The 17,937-nt window shown below is 68.7% G+C and carries 23 protein-coding genes; 16 read left to right on the top strand and 7 right to left on the bottom strand.

Translation table 11 applies throughout. The features are described from left to right. Window positions 1–120: 120 nt before the first annotated feature. Window positions 121–810, bottom strand: coding sequence for an HAD family hydrolase (locus QSK20_RS02615; RefSeq protein WP_285786912.1), 690 nt, complete (start codon window positions 808–810; stop codon window positions 121–123). Further along, a complete protein-coding gene (locus QSK20_RS02610) occupies window positions 807–1,673 on the bottom strand; it encodes a GntR family transcriptional regulator (RefSeq protein WP_285786911.1) in 867 nt (288 codons plus the stop codon). The genes QSK20_RS02615 and QSK20_RS02610 overlap by 4 nt, the downstream gene beginning before the upstream one ends. Before the next feature lie 201 nt (window positions 1,674–1,874). Between QSK20_RS02610 and QSK20_RS02605 the strand changes: the two genes are divergently transcribed. From QSK20_RS02605 to QSK20_RS02565, 9 genes are all read left to right on the top strand, one after another. Next, on the top strand, window positions 1,875–2,198 hold the full coding sequence (locus tag QSK20_RS02605) for a hypothetical protein (protein ID WP_285786910.1): 324 nt from the start codon (window positions 1,875–1,877) through the stop codon (window positions 2,196–2,198). 187 nt (window positions 2,199–2,385) lie between these two features. Beyond that, complete coding sequence (locus tag QSK20_RS02600; RefSeq protein ID WP_285786909.1) at window positions 2,386–2,508, top strand: hypothetical protein; 123 nt, start codon at window positions 2,386–2,388, stop codon at window positions 2,506–2,508. 97 nt (window positions 2,509–2,605) lie between these two features. Continuing rightward, window positions 2,606–2,881, top strand: coding sequence for a hypothetical protein (locus tag QSK20_RS02595; RefSeq protein WP_285786908.1), 276 nt, complete (start codon window positions 2,606–2,608; stop codon window positions 2,879–2,881). Then, window positions 2,881–3,117, top strand: a complete 237-nt coding sequence (locus tag QSK20_RS02590; protein ID WP_285786907.1) for a hypothetical protein — start codon at window positions 2,881–2,883, stop codon at window positions 3,115–3,117. The genes QSK20_RS02595 and QSK20_RS02590 overlap by 1 nt, the downstream gene beginning before the upstream one ends. A 381-nt stretch (window positions 3,118–3,498) precedes the next feature. Further along, window positions 3,499–4,587, top strand: a complete 1,089-nt coding sequence (locus QSK20_RS02585) for an FtsK/SpoIIIE domain-containing protein (RefSeq protein WP_285787195.1) — start codon at window positions 3,499–3,501, stop codon at window positions 4,585–4,587. Between the two features lie 5 nt (window positions 4,588–4,592). Beyond that, window positions 4,593–5,528, top strand: coding sequence for a hypothetical protein (locus QSK20_RS02580; protein WP_285786906.1), 936 nt, complete (start codon window positions 4,593–4,595; stop codon window positions 5,526–5,528). A gap of 134 nt (window positions 5,529–5,662) precedes the next feature. After that, window positions 5,663–6,973, top strand: coding sequence for a replication initiator (locus QSK20_RS02575; protein WP_285787194.1), 1,311 nt, complete (start codon window positions 5,663–5,665; stop codon window positions 6,971–6,973). Between the two features lie 10 nt (window positions 6,974–6,983). Beyond that, on the top strand, window positions 6,984–7,139 hold the full coding sequence (locus QSK20_RS02570) for a helix-turn-helix domain-containing protein (RefSeq protein WP_502888827.1): 156 nt from the start codon (window positions 6,984–6,986) through the stop codon (window positions 7,137–7,139). Beyond that, window positions 7,140–8,342 carry a tyrosine-type recombinase/integrase gene (locus QSK20_RS02565; RefSeq protein ID WP_285786904.1) on the top strand — a complete coding sequence of 401 codons (1,203 nt, stop codon included), beginning with the start codon at window positions 7,140–7,142 and terminating at the stop codon, window positions 8,340–8,342. It abuts the gene before it with no gap. Between the two features lie 509 nt (window positions 8,343–8,851). Here the strand turns inward: QSK20_RS02565 and QSK20_RS02560 are convergent. Both QSK20_RS02560 and QSK20_RS02555 read right to left on the bottom strand, forming a co-directional pair. Beyond that, the gene (locus QSK20_RS02560; protein WP_285786903.1) at window positions 8,852–9,682 is read right to left on the bottom strand and encodes a M23 family metallopeptidase; all 831 of its coding nucleotides are present in this window, start codon (window positions 9,680–9,682) and stop codon (window positions 8,852–8,854) included. A 158-nt stretch (window positions 9,683–9,840) separates the two neighbouring features. After that, a complete protein-coding gene (locus tag QSK20_RS02555; RefSeq protein ID WP_285786902.1) occupies window positions 9,841–10,200 on the bottom strand; it encodes an ArsR/SmtB family transcription factor in 360 nt (119 codons plus the stop codon). 177 nt (window positions 10,201–10,377) lie between these two features. Here QSK20_RS02555 and QSK20_RS02550 point away from each other — a divergent pair, with 177 nt between their 5' ends. Further along, a complete protein-coding gene (locus QSK20_RS02550) occupies window positions 10,378–11,352 on the top strand; it encodes a cation diffusion facilitator family transporter (RefSeq protein WP_285786901.1) in 975 nt (324 codons plus the stop codon). A gap of 176 nt (window positions 11,353–11,528) precedes the next feature. On the opposite strand, the gene QSK20_RS02545 is transcribed toward QSK20_RS02550, so the two are convergent. Together QSK20_RS02545 and QSK20_RS02540 are read right to left on the bottom strand one after the other, a co-directional pair. Beyond that, window positions 11,529–12,026: a YcxB family protein gene (locus QSK20_RS02545; protein ID WP_285786900.1), complete on the bottom strand. Its 498-nt coding sequence runs from the start codon at window positions 12,024–12,026 to the stop codon at window positions 11,529–11,531. Between the two features lie 199 nt (window positions 12,027–12,225). Then, window positions 12,226–12,762 carry an XRE family transcriptional regulator gene (locus QSK20_RS02540; protein ID WP_285786899.1) on the bottom strand — a complete coding sequence of 179 codons (537 nt, stop codon included), beginning with the start codon at window positions 12,760–12,762 and terminating at the stop codon, window positions 12,226–12,228. A gap of 411 nt (window positions 12,763–13,173) precedes the next feature. On the opposite strand from QSK20_RS02540, the gene QSK20_RS02535 reads away from it, so the two are divergent. Continuing rightward, window positions 13,174–13,401 (top strand): hypothetical protein, encoded by a 228-nt coding sequence (locus tag QSK20_RS02535; RefSeq protein ID WP_285786898.1) that lies wholly within the window; start codon window positions 13,174–13,176, stop codon window positions 13,399–13,401. A 5-nt stretch (window positions 13,402–13,406) separates the two neighbouring features. Here the strand turns inward: QSK20_RS02535 and QSK20_RS02530 are convergent, their stop codons facing one another. Next, entirely contained in the window at window positions 13,407–14,201 is a 795-nt protein-coding gene (locus QSK20_RS02530) for a GntR family transcriptional regulator (RefSeq protein ID WP_285786897.1), read from the bottom strand. 212 nt (window positions 14,202–14,413) lie between these two features. Between QSK20_RS02530 and QSK20_RS02525 the strand changes: the two genes are divergently transcribed. The 5 genes from QSK20_RS02525 to QSK20_RS02505 all read left to right on the top strand — a co-directional run bounded on the left by QSK20_RS02525 (window position 14,414) and on the right by QSK20_RS02505 (window position 17,886). Then, window positions 14,414–14,566 carry a hypothetical protein gene (locus tag QSK20_RS02525; RefSeq protein ID WP_285786896.1) on the top strand — a complete coding sequence of 51 codons (153 nt, stop codon included), beginning with the start codon at window positions 14,414–14,416 and terminating at the stop codon, window positions 14,564–14,566. 169 nt (window positions 14,567–14,735) lie between these two features. After that, on the top strand, window positions 14,736–15,797 hold the full coding sequence (locus QSK20_RS02520; protein ID WP_285786895.1) for an XRE family transcriptional regulator: 1,062 nt from the start codon (window positions 14,736–14,738) through the stop codon (window positions 15,795–15,797). 162 nt (window positions 15,798–15,959) lie between these two features. Next, window positions 15,960–16,319 carry a GntR family transcriptional regulator gene (locus QSK20_RS02515; RefSeq protein ID WP_285786894.1) on the top strand — a complete coding sequence of 120 codons (360 nt, stop codon included), beginning with the start codon at window positions 15,960–15,962 and terminating at the stop codon, window positions 16,317–16,319. Then, window positions 16,316–17,194, top strand: coding sequence for an ATP-binding cassette domain-containing protein (locus QSK20_RS02510; RefSeq protein ID WP_285786893.1), 879 nt, complete (start codon window positions 16,316–16,318; stop codon window positions 17,192–17,194). The genes QSK20_RS02515 and QSK20_RS02510 overlap by 4 nt, the downstream gene beginning before the upstream one ends. Continuing rightward, window positions 17,191–17,886 (top strand): ABC transporter permease, encoded by a 696-nt coding sequence (locus QSK20_RS02505; protein ID WP_285786892.1) that lies wholly within the window; start codon window positions 17,191–17,193, stop codon window positions 17,884–17,886. Before QSK20_RS02510 ends, QSK20_RS02505 begins: the two co-directional genes overlap by 4 nt. Window positions 17,887–17,937: the final 51 nt, after the last annotated feature.

The following is a 17,937-nucleotide window of genomic DNA, read 5'->3' as shown; positions in this document are numbered from 1 at the left end:
CTGTTCGCTGCCAGCAGTCTACTGCGGTATCCGGGAGAGGGTCATCGGCTTGTTGCCACTCTGGACTAATCCCGGCTGAAAGTGCTGACTCGTTTTCGACCTCGTTCAACCTCGGGTGCTTTAGTGTCGCTTAACCAGGGCATCAGCAATTTCCCGCATGGTGGTCACCACCCAATCCGCCCCGGCTGCCTGGAATTTCTCGACTTTGGTTGGGCGGTTCGCGTACCCGATCACTCGTACCCTGGCTGCCCGCGCCCCGTCGATGTCCGTGCGGGAGTCGCCAATCAGTACGCACCGGGCCGGCGGCTCGCCTACCGCGTGCGTAGCTTGCCAGATTGGTTCCGGGTTGGGCTTCATCCGCTCCGGGGCGGCGTAGGCCCGGCCAACAACCGGCGAGACATGACCGGCAAGGCGGTGCGCTGCCAGGTAGGCGCTCACGGCTCCTGCCGAGTTGTTGCTGACCACCGCCACGGGGAAGCCGGCCTGCCGGGCTGCCACGATGACCTCCCGGCCGTACGGCGTCGGTTCGGCGGTCTCGACGGCCTGGCGCTCGGCCGCGCAGAGTGCGTCCTCTACGGCCCGTGTCGCGTTCTGGTCGCCGGTGGCCCCGATGCGACGTAGTACCTCAAGCGGGTCCGGTTCGCTGGCGAGATCCGGCGGGACCTCGATGCCACGCCGGTACAACACCTCGACCAGTTCCGCGGCGACCCTCGGAGCCGGATAGCCCGCGAAGATGCTGCACACCGGCCCGTCGAAGTCGAGCAGCACGGCACCGACTTCGTTGAGCAGTCGGCCAAGGTCGGCATTCATGCGTCGTACCGGTATGCGATGGTCGACCACACCGAGTCGAACCACTGGAGGGACGCTTCCACGAACTGCGTGCCGTGGGAGGCGTCGTCATCGGTCACCGCGTAGTGGAACAGCGGCACGTCCTTGCCCATCAGGTCGTAGATCGCCATCGGCTCACCCTTGATCGAGACGGTGCGCTCTACGACCGGGTAAAAGCCGTAGAAGACCTCTTCGCCGTTGATGATGTAGAGCTTGAACAGCGGGGACGCGCGGTGCATCCGTACCTCGACGGTGGTCGACCGAATCAGGCCCAGGTCGCCCAGCTCGGTGACATGGTCGATGATGCCGTCTGCTGCCCGACGGGTGATCCGCTCTGCCCGCTCGCGTACGGATGGATCGTCGGCCTGGGTCTCGGCTCGTGCGGGCAGCGCCATCGGCACGGTCATGTCGGAGATCAGGACGCGCACGGTGATCGTCTCTGGTGTGAGTCGCCCGACCCGGACCTTGTCGAGCGCCTCAGCGAGCGCGTCCCTCAGCGTCTCGCCAGAGAACCCGGCGAAGTCGATGCTGACGTGAGGTCGTTCGAATGCGGCTTCGATGTGGGGGCGAAGCTCGACGGCCCGCTGTGTCTGAGCGCGGACGAACGCGCCGCTTCCCTGCCGGGTAACGATCAGTCGTTCTGCCCGAAGCAGGTCCAGGGCTCGCTTGACGGTTTCCCGAGCGACGCCGTAGCGCGCTGCTAGGTCGGGCTGTGACGGCAGCTTGTCGCCGGGGGAGAGCCGGCGCGTGAGGATGGCAGCCCGCAGCTTGTTCGCGATCTGTTGCGACGCCTGCTTCGGGTCATCAGGGTCCAGCTCACCGAGGAAGTCAAGGTTCTCACTCACAGGACCACACTAGCCCTGACTAGCCAAGTAGGGAAACTTCTTGGCTGCGCTCTTGACCTGGCTAGCCAGGCTGGGCTACCTTCGAGGCCTTGCTTGGCTAGCCAGGTGCAACAAGCTGGCGGAACTTCGGTCAGGCGGACAACTCCGTTGGATGCGCGCTGTGCGCAATGAGACCGATCAAGATCAAAGGAGAGCGGCGAGATGCGGAACATCCCGGTGAACCTGGCTGGCTTCAAGCTTCGCGTGGTGGAGGAGCCGTCGATCAAGGCGGATCAGGACGGGAAGATGATCACGGCTTACGGGACGGATGACCCGCTGTACGTGGTGGGTGTGTTCGCCAAGCCCATGGCGACGGAGGACGGCTACCGGGGTAAGGGCGAGGAGCTGCGGATCACGCTGTCGACCAACCCTGAGGGGATCGAGGAGGGCGACGTGGTCGAGCTGATCGGGGCCACGGTGTCGCACTGGGAGCGGGACGGCCGTTCCGGTCTGACGTGGAAGGCGCAGGGCCTCAAGCCGGTCTGAGTTCGGTTTTTCGCCCCGCCCCTTTCTGGTGGGCGACCCGTTCGAGTCGGGTCGGGGCACTTTCGTTCGGAGACGTGGCCTGGCGTGGCTTCGTCCTCGGGCGTCGCGTTCGTTGAGAATTCCACAGTGGATAAAGCCTTGCCTAAAACAGGTCGAATATGCCATTCGAGTTTGAAGGGAGGTTGCTATGTCGGATTTCGAGTTGATCCTCATCGCGTTGCTGTTGCTGTCGATTTTGATCAACGTCGGGTTGATTCGCCGGGAGACGCGGCGTTGGCGTCGGGTGTGGCGTCTGACCGGTCGGGAGTAGCCGCCGGTCGGTGGCTCACTATCCGTCCCTTGGTGGATCTGCCGGGGGCGGGTGGTGGCCTACCGATGGTGGGGAAGACCGGACCGGAAGGAGCGGCATGGATTTGGTGCCGGAGTTCGTGAAGGAGTTGACCGGCAGACGGCGGTACGAGGCGCTGATGGGCAACGCGCAGGGTCTGGCGATGCTGCTGGACGGCGTGAAGAGCCTGATCGCCGCGTGTGAGCCGCCGCCGGGCACGGTGTACCAGTACGCGGCCCGGATCGAGGATTTGGAAGACGCGCACAAGCAGGCGGCGGAACACCTGAGGGCGTTCCATCTGCGGGTGAAGACGTTCGAGGCGGACCTGATCGCCAAGCCGTGGAAGGTGAGCTGATGTCGTACAAGGTTGATGACACCTACGACGGTATCGATCGGGCTATGCGCCTCCTGCGGGATTCGATGCGGGGAATGCCGGAGCGGCATCGGTACCTGCGGCAGTACGACGAATTGCGTCGGTCGGTCGCGGTGCTCCTGGTCCTCCTGGAGGAAGCTACTCCGTGGATGGACGAGACGCGGGAAGCGAAGCAGGCCACGTCTCGCGCTAAGCAGATGCTCTCGGCGGTGAGCTGACAGTAATTGCTCTACGGGAAAGGCCCGGATTGGTGATCCGATCCGGGCCTTTTCTTGCCCAAAAACAACACATGACGATTCATTCACAAATGGTGAAGGTGGGTGCGGGAAATGGGTAAGCGTGCTCAGGGGTGGGAATGGCGGGTCGCGGGTTGGTTCGCTCGGCACCCCGGTTTCGTGGCGGCTCCGACCGCTGTCACTGCCGGCCTGGTCGAGTTCGGGCCGATGACGACGGGTGGTGTGCTGGCGGGTGCGGTGGCGGCGGGTGTGGGCTGGTACCGGGGTCACCCGGACTCCTGGTCGCGGTGGGCGGCTCCGCAGCTTCGGGCGGTGCGTCGGCGGTGGCTGTCGCGGGCGTACCTCGGGCCGTGGTGGGGTCGGGTGACGGAGGCGTGCAACCTGGTGACGGTCCACCGGTCCACGGGCGTCGTCTCCGTGCCCCGGATCATCCGGGTCCGGTCGCACTCCCCGTCCACTGAGACGGTCTACGTGCGGCTCCTGCTCGGGCAGACGCCAAAGATGTGGGAGGAAGCCGCCGAAGCCCTGGCCGTGGCGCTCAAGGCTGAGCGGGTCGGCGTCGAGCGGGTCCGCCCCCAGGTCATCGCGCTCATCGTCCAGCGCTCCGAGCCGTTCACCGAACCGATCATCTCGCCTGACCTCCTCGGTGACTCCGACGCGGTGGACCTGGCGCGGGTGTACCTGGGTGAGACGGAGCACGGTACCGACTGGTGGGCGCCGCTGACCGGGCAACACTGGCTGGTCGCCGGGGCCACCGGCTCGGGTAAGAACTCCGTGACGTGGATGGCGCTGCGGGCGTGCGCTCCGCTGATCCGTGACGGCCTGGTGCGCGTGCACGTGGTCAATCCCAAGGGAACCGAACTCAACGCCCTGCGGCCGGTGTCGTACCGGTACGCCGAGACGGATGCCGACATCGTGGACGTCATCCAGGGCTTCTGGGGTGGCATGCAGGAACGCAAGCGCATCCTCGCGGAGCAGGGCCGGCGGACGTTCGCCATGTCCCGCGAGACTCCGCTTGACGTCCTGGTGCTCGATGAGCTGGGCGCGGTGACCGGCTACGGCGACCGGTCCTTGACCAAGGGTGCTCAGGCGGCGTTGCCGCTGATCCTGTCGCAGGCTCGGGCGCTGGGCGGCAGCGTGATCGGCGCGCTTCAGGAACCCACCAAGGACGTCATCCCGCAGCGTGACCTGTTCTCCCTGCGGGTGTGCCTGCGGGCGACGTCGGCCGGCCACGTCGACATGGTTCTTGGTGAGGACATGCGGCGTCGGGGCGCTCTGGCCGACGAGATCCCTAACGTGCCGGACTCGGCCGGGATCGGGTTCGTCGTCAAGCAGCGCTCCCGTACCCCGGTGCGGGTCCGGGCCGCGTACTGCGACGACTCCGACATTGCCGACCTCGTGCGGGTCGCCGGCTGGCCGGTGTCCGAGCTGGCGCACGCGGGGCAGGGGTGAACGAGATGAAGCGGGACGACAAGCAGGCTCGGCAGCCTCGGCAGGTCCGCCGGCTGAGCAAGCGTCTGGATGTGGCGCGGCAGCTTCACGACCTGGAGCAGGATGCCGCGCTGGACATCGTCGACATCGAACGGCTGCGGGTGTCCGTGACGCGGTCGCTGTGGATCTTCCTGGCGGTCGGGTCGGTGTTCACCACCACCGGCGTTCAGGACTTCCTCGCCGGTCACCTCACCCCGGCCGACCCGGTGTGGTGGGGCTGCTGGGGCGTCGAGCCCTGCCTTGTCGGCGTCCTCATCACGGTGCTCCGCTGGGAAGCGGCGATGATCGCCCGAGAGATCGAGATCGGCTCCAAAGCGGTCGACTGGCTCAAGCGGTTCCTCCTCACGTGCACGCTGGTCATGAACGTCGTGCCGGCGCTCTGGCCTCGTGAGGGTGGGATCAGCGCGGGCATGCTGGCGGCGCACATCATGGTGCCGGTCCTGGTGTTCTTCCTGGCCGAGGTCATGCCGATCGTGCAGGCGCGCTGCACCCAGGCGCGACGGGCGGTCACCCTGACCAAGCCTCAGACCAGTGAACCCGCCTCGTCGGCCCCGGCCGTCGAGCCGCCGGCCTCATCGGTGGAAGCGCCGGCTGTCGTCGCACCCCCACCGCCGGCCGTCCCGGTCGAGCCTCCGGCTGTTCCCGTGGTGCCCCCGACCGTGGCGACCCTGCCCCCGGTCGCCCCGGTGGAGACCCCGGCCCCGGCTCCGCCTCCGGCGGTCGAGCTGGACGGGCTCGGCATCCCGACGGCGATGCAGGCACAGATCCGGCAACTCGTCGCGGACTCCACCGACCCGGTGACCGCCGCCGACATCCAACGCGCCACGCGGCTGCCGCTGACCATCGCGGCACGGGTGGTCGACCGGCTCACCCCGGTCACCGCCAACGGCTACGCGCACTAACCCTCGCACCTTCTCGCTCTGTCCTGCCGTGCCCCTACACGTCCCAGGGGCACGGCAGGGCCGTATCCGGAGGGATTCCTATGTCCTCGTCCCCGTGGCCCGTGCATGACCCTGAGGCGGCGCTGACCCGGTGGATGCGCTCACCGGCCTACCGGGAGTGGCGGGCCGGCGTCGAGTCCGTCCAGGGCTGCCTACAGCCGGTCCGCCTCACTGGCAAGTGGGAGGTCCGCCACCTCGGTAGCGGTGACCTGATCGCGTCCCGGCAGGGTCGGGTGTGGGCCTCCTGCGGCACCCGCCGGGCGGCTGTCTGCCCGACCTGCGCCGACCGGTACGCCGCCGACGCCTGGCACCTGATCCACGCGGGCATGTCCGGCGGTAAGGGCGTCCCCGACACCGTGGCCCGGTCCACGCGGCTGTTCGTGACCCTCACGGCTCCGTCGTTCGGCGCGGTGCACAACCGGCCCGGCAAGCGGCCCTGCTCCTGCGGACGCTGGCACCCCGAGGGTTACCGGCTCCTCGGTAGCCCGATCGCCCCGGACTCGTACGACTACACCGGCGCGGTGCTGTGGCAGGCGCACAGCGGCGGCTTGTGGCACCGGTTCACCATCGCCCTACGCCGCGCCGTCGCCGCTGCCGGTGGCCTGACCGTCCGGGAGTCCGGGGCGTTCCTGCGGATCTCCTACGCCAAGGTCGCTGAGTATCAGGGGCGCGGCCTAGTCCACTTCCACGCGGTCATCCGCGCGGACGGCCCGACCGGTCCGGACTCCTCGCCCCCGGTGTGGCTGACTCCTGACGTCCTGGCCGATGCGGTGCGCTCCGCGGCTTCGTCCGTCGAGCTGGACACTGTCCGCCCCGATGGAGTTCCGCTGCCGCTGCGGTGGGGCACGCAGGTCGACGTCAAGGACATCACCGCCACCGACATCGACATCCCGGACGGGACCGACGACGGGGACCAGGTCGTCAACGACACCCGGCTTGCCGGCTACATCGCGAAGTACGCCACCAAGGGCACCGGCGCGACGGAGACCGGAGACCGGCGCATCCGCTCGCAAGCGCACATCGACCGGCTGACCATCTCCAACCACCACCGGGCCATGATCCAGACCGCGTGGGACCTCGGCGGCCTCGACCAGTACGCCGACCTCAAGCTTCGCCACTGGGCGCACATGCTCGGCTTCCGGGGCCACTTCCTCACCAAGTCGCGCATCTACAGCACGACCTTCAAGAACCTTCGCGCCGAACGTCGCGCGCATCAGCTACAGACCGCGCTCACGGAAGCCGGCCTGCCTGAGGACACGGACGTCCTGGTCGTCAACGACTGGCAGATCCTCGGCATCGGCTACGACACCCGCGAGCAAATCGAACTCGCCACCGCCATCGGAGACCGCATCCGAGCCGCGCGGAGGAATCGCACATCAGAAAGGGGAGGGGATTCCAATGACTGAAGTTTGGTCGGTGGAGGACGTAGCTCGGTTCCTGCGCGTCCCGGTGGCGACCGTCTACCGCTGGCGGAAGGTCAATTACGGCCCGCCGGCTGCTCGCGTGGGGAAGTACCTGCGGTACGACGCGACCGACGTGCGGGCCTGGTTCAAGGCACAGGCGGCGGCATAGATGGCGCACATCGAAGATCGCTGGTACAAGACCATCCGGCACCCCACCGGGCGGACCGAGCGGGTCAAGTCGGAGCTGTTCGGTACGGGCAACCGCTACCGGGTCCGGTACATCGCACCGGACGGGCGGGAGCGCAGCAAGTCGTTCCCTGACCGGGCCAAGCGGGACGCTGAGGCGTTCCTCGTCTCGACGGAGACGGACAAGCTCCGGGGCTCCTACGTCGACCCGGTTGCCGGGCGGATGACCTTCATGGAGTACGCCGAGACCTGGCTCCGTACGCGCTCGTTCGACGAGTCGACCCGGGAGAGCACGGAATTCCGGGTACGGAAACACCTGCTGCCGTTCTTCGGCTCTCGGCAACTGGCGTCGATCAAGCCGGGTCACATCCGGGAGTGGGATGCCGCGATGGTCGGCAAGCTGGCTCCGGCGACCCGGGCCGTCGTCTTCGCGCACCTGCGGACCATCCTCGGCGCGGCGGTCGACGACGAACGGATCGCAAAGAATCCGTGTTCGGCAAAGTCGGTCAAGCCGCCGCGACCGGTTCAGCGTCGGGTGGTGCCGTGGCGGTACGAACAGGTTTCGGCAATCCGCGGTGGCCTCGCCCAGCGGTACCGGCCGATGGTCGACCTCGGCGCGGGGTGCGGGCTGCGACAGGGGGAGATCCTAGGGCTCGGCGTCGACGACATCGACTTCGACGGCGGCTGGGTGCACGTCTCGCGTCAGGTCAAGCTCGTCCGGTCCCGGCTGGTGTTCGGGCTGCCCAAGAACGATCGTGACCGCCGGGTGCCGCTGCCTGACTCCGTCGCCCTGGTCCTGCGGCAGCACGTCGACGACTTCGCCCCGGTGAAGCTCACCCTGCCGTGGGAGAACCCGGCCAGCGACGAACGGGTCACCGTGCCACTGCTGTTCACCACCACCCGGCGCGGCGCGATCAACCGGCGCACCTTCGACGACAAGAGCTGGCGACCGGCTGTCGTGGCGGCTGGCATCACGCCGACCCGGGCCACCGGGATGCACGCGCTGCGCCACTTCTACGCCTCGTCGCTGCTCGACGCGGGGGAGAGCATCAAGGCCCTTGCGTCGTACCTCGGCCACGCCGATCCCGGCTTCACGCTCCGGGTCTACACGCACCTGATGCCGGCCAGCGAGGAACGCACCCGGAACGCGATCGACGACCTCTTCGCGTCGGGGGAGAAGCCCTGACGGCCTGGCGACGGCCTACAGCGGTTGTCGCCAGGCTCCGCCCCAGGTCAGAGGGCGCTTCACCGTCATAATCCGGCGTACAGGTCGACTCGTCCGTCGCCCAACCAGTTCAGAGCCTCGATCGAGGCTCTGAACTGGTTCTATGTCCGGGTGTCGACGGTCGTTCATGGTCAACTTTGGCCAGCGTCTGACGCCCTGGAGACGCCCTGATCTTGCGGTATCCGCGATCGCTAGGCGACGACCTGGTAGCGGGCGAGCATCGACATGATGGTCTCGATGCGGGCTGCCAGTAGTCGGTCGGGCGGATGATGCACTCGAACCGTTGTGACGATGGAGTCGGGATCGTTAGCCATCTCTAGACGGAGCGTCATGGTCCCGATGAGTGGGTAGCTGTACCACCCTTGCGAGTCGGCCCGTCCGTCCTTTCACGTTGCAGAGCGACGCTGAGGATTACCAGGGGTCACCCCGGCAAGGCGGGGATCCCGAACCGCCGTGACGCGCGGGGGCCATCAACCGATGCCGTCGACCGCCGCCCTGAGTGCATTGATCGACGGCTCCCAGCTGAAGTTCAGGACGGGGATGCCGGAAGCGGCGGCATTGCTGTCGCCACCGAGGACCACTGCCCGCGGCTTACCGGTGCCCTGGGGGACAACGAGGTACCAGTTGCCCCTGACATTCGCGACGAACACGTCATCTACCTCCTGGTCGGGCGGGTTCGGGTTGGTGGCGTCCCCGACGTGGTTCTCGAAGTCCACCGTCGCGCTGAAATTCGTCGGACTGCCGGTGTTCAGCCAGAGGCTCGTGTGCACATGCGGTCCGACGCCGTAGTCGCTGCCGTGCGCCGAGGCGCCGGAGTAGGCGATCGTCTGGCCCCGCGACACGCGTTGACCGGTTGAGACGGCGATCCTCGACAGGTGCAGGTGCCGGGTATAATTGCCGTCGTCGTGGGCCATCCCCACGACGCGTCCGGTGGCGGTGGAGGTGTCGGTCTTCACGTACCGGATCGTGCCGTGCGCCGCGGCCATCACCGGGGTGCCGGTTCCGACCGCATAGTCGGTGCCCGGCTCACCCGAGGGCGGTGTCCGGTTCCGGTGGTCCTGCCAGGAGCTCGAGATCCGGACGTTTCCGCACGGTCTGAGATAGCTGCCGGCAGCCTGGGCGGCGTCGGGCAGCAGCGCAAAGGCGGTCGACACCCCGGATGCCGCCAGCACGGCGCTTGTGATGAACCCCCGTCTCGAGAGCCCTCGCAGATAGGCGATGCCACCGAGATCCTCGGGCCGCAGATCGGGGTGGCTGACGGTCCGAGGAGGGTCAGGGCGAGGCTCCCCGCTGAGGATCATCAATGCAACTTAAGGCTGCGTCCGTTGGAGGGCAAGGCTTTCGCTGCGATCGCTTCTGGAAGTCGCACGAGTTCTCTGCGTGAAGTAGCCAGGCCGAGTCCACCGGGCGGTCGCGTCGGCGGGCCGGGCGCCCGTCTAGCAGTAAGGCTCCGCCGGGTTCACTCGTGGTCGGGGATGCCAGCCACCCGGTGAGACGCGGCGTGCATGACCTCGGTCACCAGCCGTCGTACATGCCCGCCCCGCGCCGTGTAGAGGGCTCGGCGGCCTTCCCGACGCATCGCCACCAGTCCCGCCAACCGCAGCTTGGCAAGGTGTTGCGACACCGCCGGCCGCGCCACCCCCAGCGCGGTGACCAACGCCGTCACGTCGTGCTCGCCGTCGACGAGCAACCGCATCAACCGTAGTCGGGTGCCGTCGGCCAGCATCCGCAACATCTCCGTCGCTGCCTCCACATGGCTGTCGGGAGGGAGGCGTCGTTGCAGGTCAGAGGCAGTTGCAGCATTGTCGCGTGCGTACATGAGCACATATTATGCCGCTGTCAAGGGGTACCTGCCCGCCAACCGCCGAAGGTGTTGGGAGACGCGGTGGACAACCACAACCACGGTCACGACGGCCATGGCCACAACCACGCCCATGGCCACGGTCACGACCACGGGCATGGCCACTCGGGTCGGCTCGCTGCATGGTGGCACCGGTTGACGCACGCGGTCGTTCCGCACTCGCATGACTCCCGGGCGAAGATCGACCCCGCGTTGGAGTCCTCCCGCGAGGGTCTACGTGCGCTGTGGATCTCGCTGGTCGGTCTCGGCGTCACGGCCGTGGCCCAAGCGGTCATCGTGGTGCTGTCCGGCTCGGTCGCCCTGCTCGGCGACACCCTGCACAACGTCGCCGACGCGCTGACCGCCGTGCCGCTGGGCATCGCCTTCCTGCTCGGCCGGCGGGCCGCCACCCGCGCCTACACCTACGGGTACGGACGCGCCGAGGACATCGCCGGCATCGTCATCGTCGCGGTCATCGCCGCCTCCGCCGTCGCCGCAGCCTGGACCGCAGTCGCTCGTCTGTTCCACCCGGCCGAGGTCACCCATCTACCGTGGGTCGCTGCTGCCGGCCTCGTCGGCTTCGTCGGCAACGAACTCGTCGCCCGCTACCGCATCCGGGTCGGCCGCCGTATCGGCTCTGCCGCCCTGGTTGCCGACGGCCTGCACGCCCGTACCGACGGCTACACCTCCCTTGCGGTGCTCCTCGCCGCTGGTGGGGCCGCGCTCGGCTGGCGGTGGGCCGATCCTGTGATCGGCCTGGTCATCGCGGTCGCCATCGCCTTCGTCCTCAAGGATGCCGCCCGCGAGGTGTACCGGCGGCTCATGGACGCCGTCGACCCCGCCGTGGTCGACCAGGCCGAGACGACTCTCCGGGCCGTGGACGGGGTGCGTGACGTGGCCGCGATCCGCCTGCGCTGGATCGGCCACCGGCTGCACGCCGAAGCAGAACTGGTCGTCGACGCCGATCTCAGCCTTATCGCCGCACACGAGATCGCCGCCGACGCGGAACATCAACTCACTCATGCCGTACCCAGGTTGACCGGTGCCACCGTCCACACCGACCCGGACAGTCACCCCGGCGGCCACCACCACACCGACCTGTCACACCAACGCCGCCAACGCACCCGCTGATCGAAGGGTCGGCCTACCTGGGGTGCGGGCGACGGCCGGCGCGGTGGATTTGCCAACGGTCAACGTTCTCGGGTGGTGCCAGCGATCAATCGACCACATCGGCATGGCCCGTCGGTTGCCTCTCCGGTCCTGCCGGTGTGGCCCCTGACGTCCGCTCGGTGGCAGACGAAACGTGTTCACCGAGGCTGGAGCAGCCCACGTTCGGCCATGAAGGCTCGCAACGTCTCGGCGTCCTCGGCGGACATCAGGCCACGTGGGATCACGGTCGCCGGCACCCCGCGGACGTACACGATCCAGAACTCGGGGGTGTCCCGCACCTGGTCGACCCCGTCCCAGGCGATACCGCCGGACTCCGAGCCGCTGCGCATCATGATGTTGTCGTCGGTGATGTCGTAGGAGCCCTCGACCGCGTAGCGACCGGAGCGCCGCCGGGCCCGCCACCGTGCCCACGGTGCGTAGAGCATCGCCAGCACGCCACCCACGAGCATCGGTATCCACAGCGGTGCGAGCTGCTCGCCCCACCCGAATCCCCGCGAGGCGGCGAGCCCGACTGCCCCGACCGCCGCCAGCACCGCGCCGACCTGGCCGTATCTGCGCAGTCGGAACCTGCTGAGCGCGGCGGCCACGCGGCCCGGATAGTCAGGATCGGCCGGGACGTCGAAACGGATGCGCACGCCAGCACGATAGTGCCCATGCCCGCTCCGGGCAGCGACCGACTCCCGCCCGAACCGGGAGCGCACCTAAAGCGGGCACCTGCGACGCCTAGAAAGGGGCGTGGCCAACGAGGTGACCGTTCCCCTGCTGCCGTCCCAAACGCTTCCTTGATCTTGAGGCGGTTGTGGAGGGGGTCCAGGCGGCGGGGGTGAGCGAATCTCAGTCCGCCGGGCCGATGGACTTTCCGGCGGCCCAGAGGGATTCGAAGTGCTCGACGTACCTGTCGAATGCGCCCCCGTCCTGCCCTCGTCGCAGGTGCAGCGTCACGGAGTCCTGTCCGAGTCCCGCGCCGATGTGGGTGGCGACGATCGCCTCGTCGTCGAAGACCCATACGGACATGGCGATGTGCCGGTCGGAGAGGCGTACAGGAATCGCCGCGTTCGCTTTGTTGATCTCTGCCCGGGTCATCGCGATGCGGGTGGCCAGGGTGAGCGGAGTCGACTCGATTCGTTCGCGTTCGGCGGTGACCGGGCTGTCCGGGTCGCCGAGCAGGAACCGCACGTCCGCCCCGGCGTTGACCTTGGCGGCGAGGGTTGCCGCCGCGTCGGGCACCTCCAACCAGAGGAAGTAGCTGGTGTACCCGCCGAACCACAGTCGGGAGCCGCCGCGTTCGATCGCCTCCCGGAATACCGATCGGGGAAGGTCGGCCCGGCGAGGGTAGATGCCGACCAGCTCACGATCGGTCCCGACCTTCACCGCGCGTCGTACGATCTCAGGCCACAACACCCCCACATCGTGACCCAACACCTCGGCCGCCCGCACCCTGGACCGGGGATGCGGAACCCGGCCCCGGCTGACCCATCTCTCCACGGTCTTCACGTCGACCTGGCAGCGTTCTGCCAGGTCAGCCACGGTGAGCCCGGATCCCATGATCGTCTGTCTGAGTACGTCGTTACGCGCCATGACCACCAGGGACCTTTCCTGGACGTCCTCGCAAGGTCTCATCTGGACGGTGCAACGGTCCGTGACGCGCTGGCAGCGTTTCGCACATGCCGAACCCGTCCCCGCCTGTCTGCGGTGTGGATCTAGGGCAAATCGTCGTTCGTGGAGATCCGCCAACAACGATTTTCCCTAGATCGACGTGACGGGGGCGCGGGCGGGGCGGGTTTGACCACCCTCGGAGGGGCGGACGGTCGTGGGTCGGGGTGCGGCAACACTCCCGCCCTCGACCTCGCCGGAAAGGTGAGCGTGTTCGTGGTGCTCGGGGTCTCGTTGATCGTGCTCGGTGGGTCGGCGTTGAGCTTCGTGCTCGGGCTCGGCGTTCAGGTGCGGTCCGCGTGGTGTTCGCGGTGTGGACGGTCCACCGCCGGGCTGCACCGGGCGGGGCGGCGATGAGCGGGTCAGTCGGCTTCGGGCTCGTCGGCGGGTGGCGTCCACGGGTCGACGGGGACTTCGTACACCAGGCGGTATCGGTCGCCGGGGAAGACGATGTCGGCGGTCTCGACAGCGGTCCGCCCGGCATGGTAGGTGCGTTCGACGGCGATCACCCACCGGCCGCCGCGCCGGTCGAGGGCGAGGGCGTCGACCTCCTCGGGCAGCGCCGGGCGGGTGGTGACCTCCTCGGTGAACCGGTCGATGGCCACGCCGATGAAGTCCATCCGGGCGACGACACCGACGACCGGCCCTCGCTCGGGAAACTCCACCCGCGTGCCGCCCGTGACGGCCAACGGCTCGTACGAGTCGGCGAGCTGGATCGGTGTGTCGTCGGCCAGGTACCGGTAGTGGGTGTGCATCACCGGGTCGCCGGGTTGGATGCCCAGCCGGGCGGCCACCTGCGGCGGGGCGGGGATCTTCCGGCTGTCCGCCTCCCAGCTCGGGCGCTTGCCGGCGGCTTGGCTGTCCCGCGCGAACGGCGACGTGCTCCCGACCCGGTTACGCAGGTCCCGGGAGTGGGCCCGCCGCACCAGCCGGGTCCGGTCGCGTACGTAGTTTCCGGAGCCGCGTCGGCCCTCAATGAGCCCTTCGCTGCGCAGCAGGGTGAGTGCGTTCTTGATGACCGTGGTGGAGAAGCCCCATCGCTGTTGGAGTTCCCGCTCGGTGGGGAGCTTGTCGCCGGGGGCGAGTTCACCGTCGAGGATCCGCGAGCGCAGATCGTCCACGACGCGCTGGTAGCTGGGCGGTTCCTTGTCGGTCATCGGTGGCCCCTCCGAGTCGACGCGGTCACTGGTCCCAAGTCGACCATGGCCCACCCGACACGGCAAACAACGTCCTTCTCCATCATCCGCAAGTTAGTGCACCCGATCTTGTTCTGAAGATATGTGAGTGCGCTAACTTGCCGCCTGTTGAGGCGTTCAGCCGTCGTTCCGCTACCCGTACCGATGTGGGGTGGCCTGGTCGGAAGGTGGGTGTGTCCGTGGTTGCCGAGGTGATCGTGTCGGCCGTTTTCGGCGGGCTGGTGCCCGGGTTCCTGCTCGGGCTGCTCGCGTTCCGGGTGAAGTCCCGGTGGTGTCCGCGCTGCGGGCAGTCCACTGAGAGCCTGCACCGGGGGGTGCGCCGGTGAGCGTGCCGCCGCCGTGCGACAACCGTCGTGAGTTGCCCATCGGCCGGCGGATCGCCCAGCTCCGCACCCGCCGGGGCATGAACCAGCAGGTCTTCGCCGACCGCACGGCCGGTCGAAGAGCTGGGTCGACAAGGTCGAACGCGGCGTCCGCCGCCTCGACCGCCTCCCGATGATCGAGGCCGTGGCCGCCGCGCTCGGCGTCACCCCAGCGGTGCTGCTCGGCCGTAACACCCGCCGCGCCCCGGCTGCCGGTGGCACTACCGCCGCCGTCGAAGCCGTCCGGGAAGCTCTCGCGGATCATGACACCCCCGCCGGCCGGGACCGGCCGTCGACCGTCACCGAGCTTGACCGGCAGCTCCGGTACGCCGAGACCGCCTACCGGCATGCCCACCACCGGCAGGTGTTGCGCGTCCTGCCGGGCCTGCTCACCGCCACCCGCCACGCCCACCACACCGCACCAGCGCTCACCGACCCCCTGGTGCGCGTGCACCGGCTCACCGCCCAGACCCTGGTCAAGCTCGGCGATCCCCACCTCGCCTGGTTGGCCGCCGACCGGGCCATGACCACGGCCGTCGGCGATGCCCGCCTCACCGCCTGCGCAGCCGTCGCCCTCACCCAGGCGTTACGGGCGCTCGACCGGGGACGGCTCGCGCTGACCGTGGCCACCACCGCCGTACGCCGGTTCGCTCCGCGCCCGCACTGGGACACGCCGCCCGACCATCTCCCGGCCGACGGCCTGGCCCTGGCCGGGACGCTGCTTGCCGAAGCGGCCATCGCCGCCGCCACCTGCGGCGACGCCACCACCGCCCAGGAGTGTGCCGACCAGGCGCTCCGCCTGGCCACCAGCCACCACGCCCGGGGCCTCCACGACGACGACGGCTTCGCGCCCGTCCTGGTCGAGTTGGCCCGCGCCCTGGTCGCCGCCCGCCTCGGCGACCATGGCACCGCCCTCGCCCTCCACCACCACGCCACCCGCGACACGGCCTGGCAGCGGCTGCCCGCCGAACACCGCGCCGCCCACCTGATCGACATGGCCCGCGCCCACCTCGACACCGGCGACCATCACGCCGCCGGCCGGGCCCTGCTCACCGCCGACCAGATCGCCCCCGCCGAGGTGCGCCTCCGCCCCGCCGCCCACACCCTGCTCACCACGCTTGTCCGCGCCGGCCGTACGCCCGCCGACCTGACTCGCCTCGCCGCCACCATCGGCCTCACCCGCCAGCCCCGGTAGCCACGCACCCGCCGGGAAGTCGCCGTGCCACGTGAGTGAAGAGGGCCGCCACCCGGTAACGAGGGGCGCTGGCCTGCTGGTGGGCGCGGCAGGGGTGCTCTTGACAGCCAGGGTTTGCCGGTGCCATGGTTAGCTACATGAGTAATGAACCGATGAGGCGAGATGGACGATGATCGGCCGATCTTCGTCCAGATTGCGGAGCTGATCGAGAACTCGATCGTCGACGGGACGCTCGCCGAGGAGACCCAGGTGCCGTCCACGAACGAGCTGGCGGCGTTCCACCGGATCAATCCGGCGACCGCCGCCAAGGGGATCAACCGTCTGGTGGACGACGGGCTTCTCTACAAACGCAGGGGGATCGGGATGTTCGTGGCAACGGGGGCCCGCGAAACGCTCCGGGAACGTCGGCGGCTCGACTTCGCCCACCAGTACGTGCGCCCTCTCGTCGAGGAGGCCCGCAAGTTGGGCATCGGCACCGAAGAGCTGAAGAAACTCATCGAGACCTGGGAGGAACAGCGATGAGCGTCGTGGCGGCAGCCGGCCTCACCAAGCGGTTCGGTGACGTGACCGCTCTCGACGACGTCACCTTCACCCTGGAGGAGAACACGATCTACGGCCTTCTCGGCCGCAACGGCGCCGGCAAGACGACGCTGATGCAGCTGATCACCGGCCAGACCGGTGTCACCTCCGGTGACCTGACGCTCTTCGGTGAGCGCCCGTACGAGAACGAGCAGGTGCTCAAGCGGGTGGTCTTCGTCAAGGAGAGCCAGAAGTACCCGACCGTCTACAAGGTCCGGCACGTGCTGAGCCTGGCGGGCCGGCTCTTCCCCAACTGGGACGACGACTTCGCCCGGTCCCTGGTGGACGACTTCGACCTGCCCCGCGACCGGGACGTGCGCAGGCTGTCGCGCGGCATGACGTCCGCGCTGGGCGTGACGATCGGCCTGGCCGCGCGGGCACCGCTGACCTTCTTCGACGAGCCGTACCTCGGCCTCGACGCGGTCGCCCGGCAGCTCTTCTACGACCGGCTGCTGGCCGACTACGCCGAACACCCGCGCACGGTAGTGCTCTCCACGCACCTCATCGACGAGGTGGCCGACCTGATCGAGCACGTCCTGCTGCTCGACCGGGGCCGGCTGCTGCTCGACGCGCCCAGCGACGAGCTGCGCGGCGAGGTGGTGGACGCGACCGGGCCCGCCGAGGTGGTCGACGGCTTCGCGACCGGACACCAGGTGCTGCACCGCAGCCAGCTCGGCGGCACCGTACGGGCGACGTTGCGTGGCCCGTTCGACGACGCCGAACGGCTGCGCGCCAAGCAGCTCGGCCTCGACCTGGAACCGGCGTCGCTCCAGCAGGCGGTCGTCCGCCTGACGACGGAAAGGGAACTGGTCCGATGACACGCATCCTCGACGTCGCACGGCTGCACACCGTGGCCTGGGTCAGCCAGATGGCGTGGCCCTGGGGCATCATGGCCAGCTCGCTGGCGATCAACATCCTGCTCTTCGCGTCGATCGACGAGGCGGCGCCGGGCAAGACCAGCACCGGTGGCCTGTCCAGCATCTACGTCGTCGCCGCGATCGGTGCGGCCGTCTCGATCAGCCAGATGTTCCCGTTCGCGCTCGGCATGAGCGTCACCCGGCGCACCTTCTACCTCGCCACCACGCTGGTCACCGTCGTGCAGGCGGTCGTCTACGGCGCCCTGCTCTACCTGCTCAACCTGGTCGAGGGCGCCACCAACGGATTCGGGATCCAGCTGCACTTCTTCCGGGTGCCGTACGTCGACGTCGCCAACGGGCTGTTGCAGGTCGCCGTCTACGCGGCGCCGTTCCTGTTCCTGAACTTCCTCGCCATCTTCACCGCCGTCTGGTTCGTCCGGTTCGGCACCAACGGCCTGTTCACCGTGATCGTGGCCGCGATCCTGGTGTTCGGCCTGCTCGCCGTGCTGGTCACCTGGCAGGGCTGGTGGGGTGACATCTGGCACTGGCTGAGCAGCCAGCACCAGGCCAGCCTGTTGGTGGGATGGCCCGTCCTGGTGGCCGCGGTGGCCGCCCTGGGGGGAATGGCGGGCATCCGCAGGGCCAACGCCTGACGGTGGCCCACCCGGCGACCGCCGGTCCGCCTGGAGCGGGCCGGCGGTCGC

The sequence above is a fragment of the Micromonospora sp. NBRC 101691 genome, from assembly GCF_030269285.1.
Lineage (GTDB): Bacteria > Actinomycetota > Actinomycetes > Mycobacteriales > Micromonosporaceae > Micromonospora > Micromonospora echinospora.
This window is presented reverse-complemented; position numbering and strand designations above follow the sequence as displayed.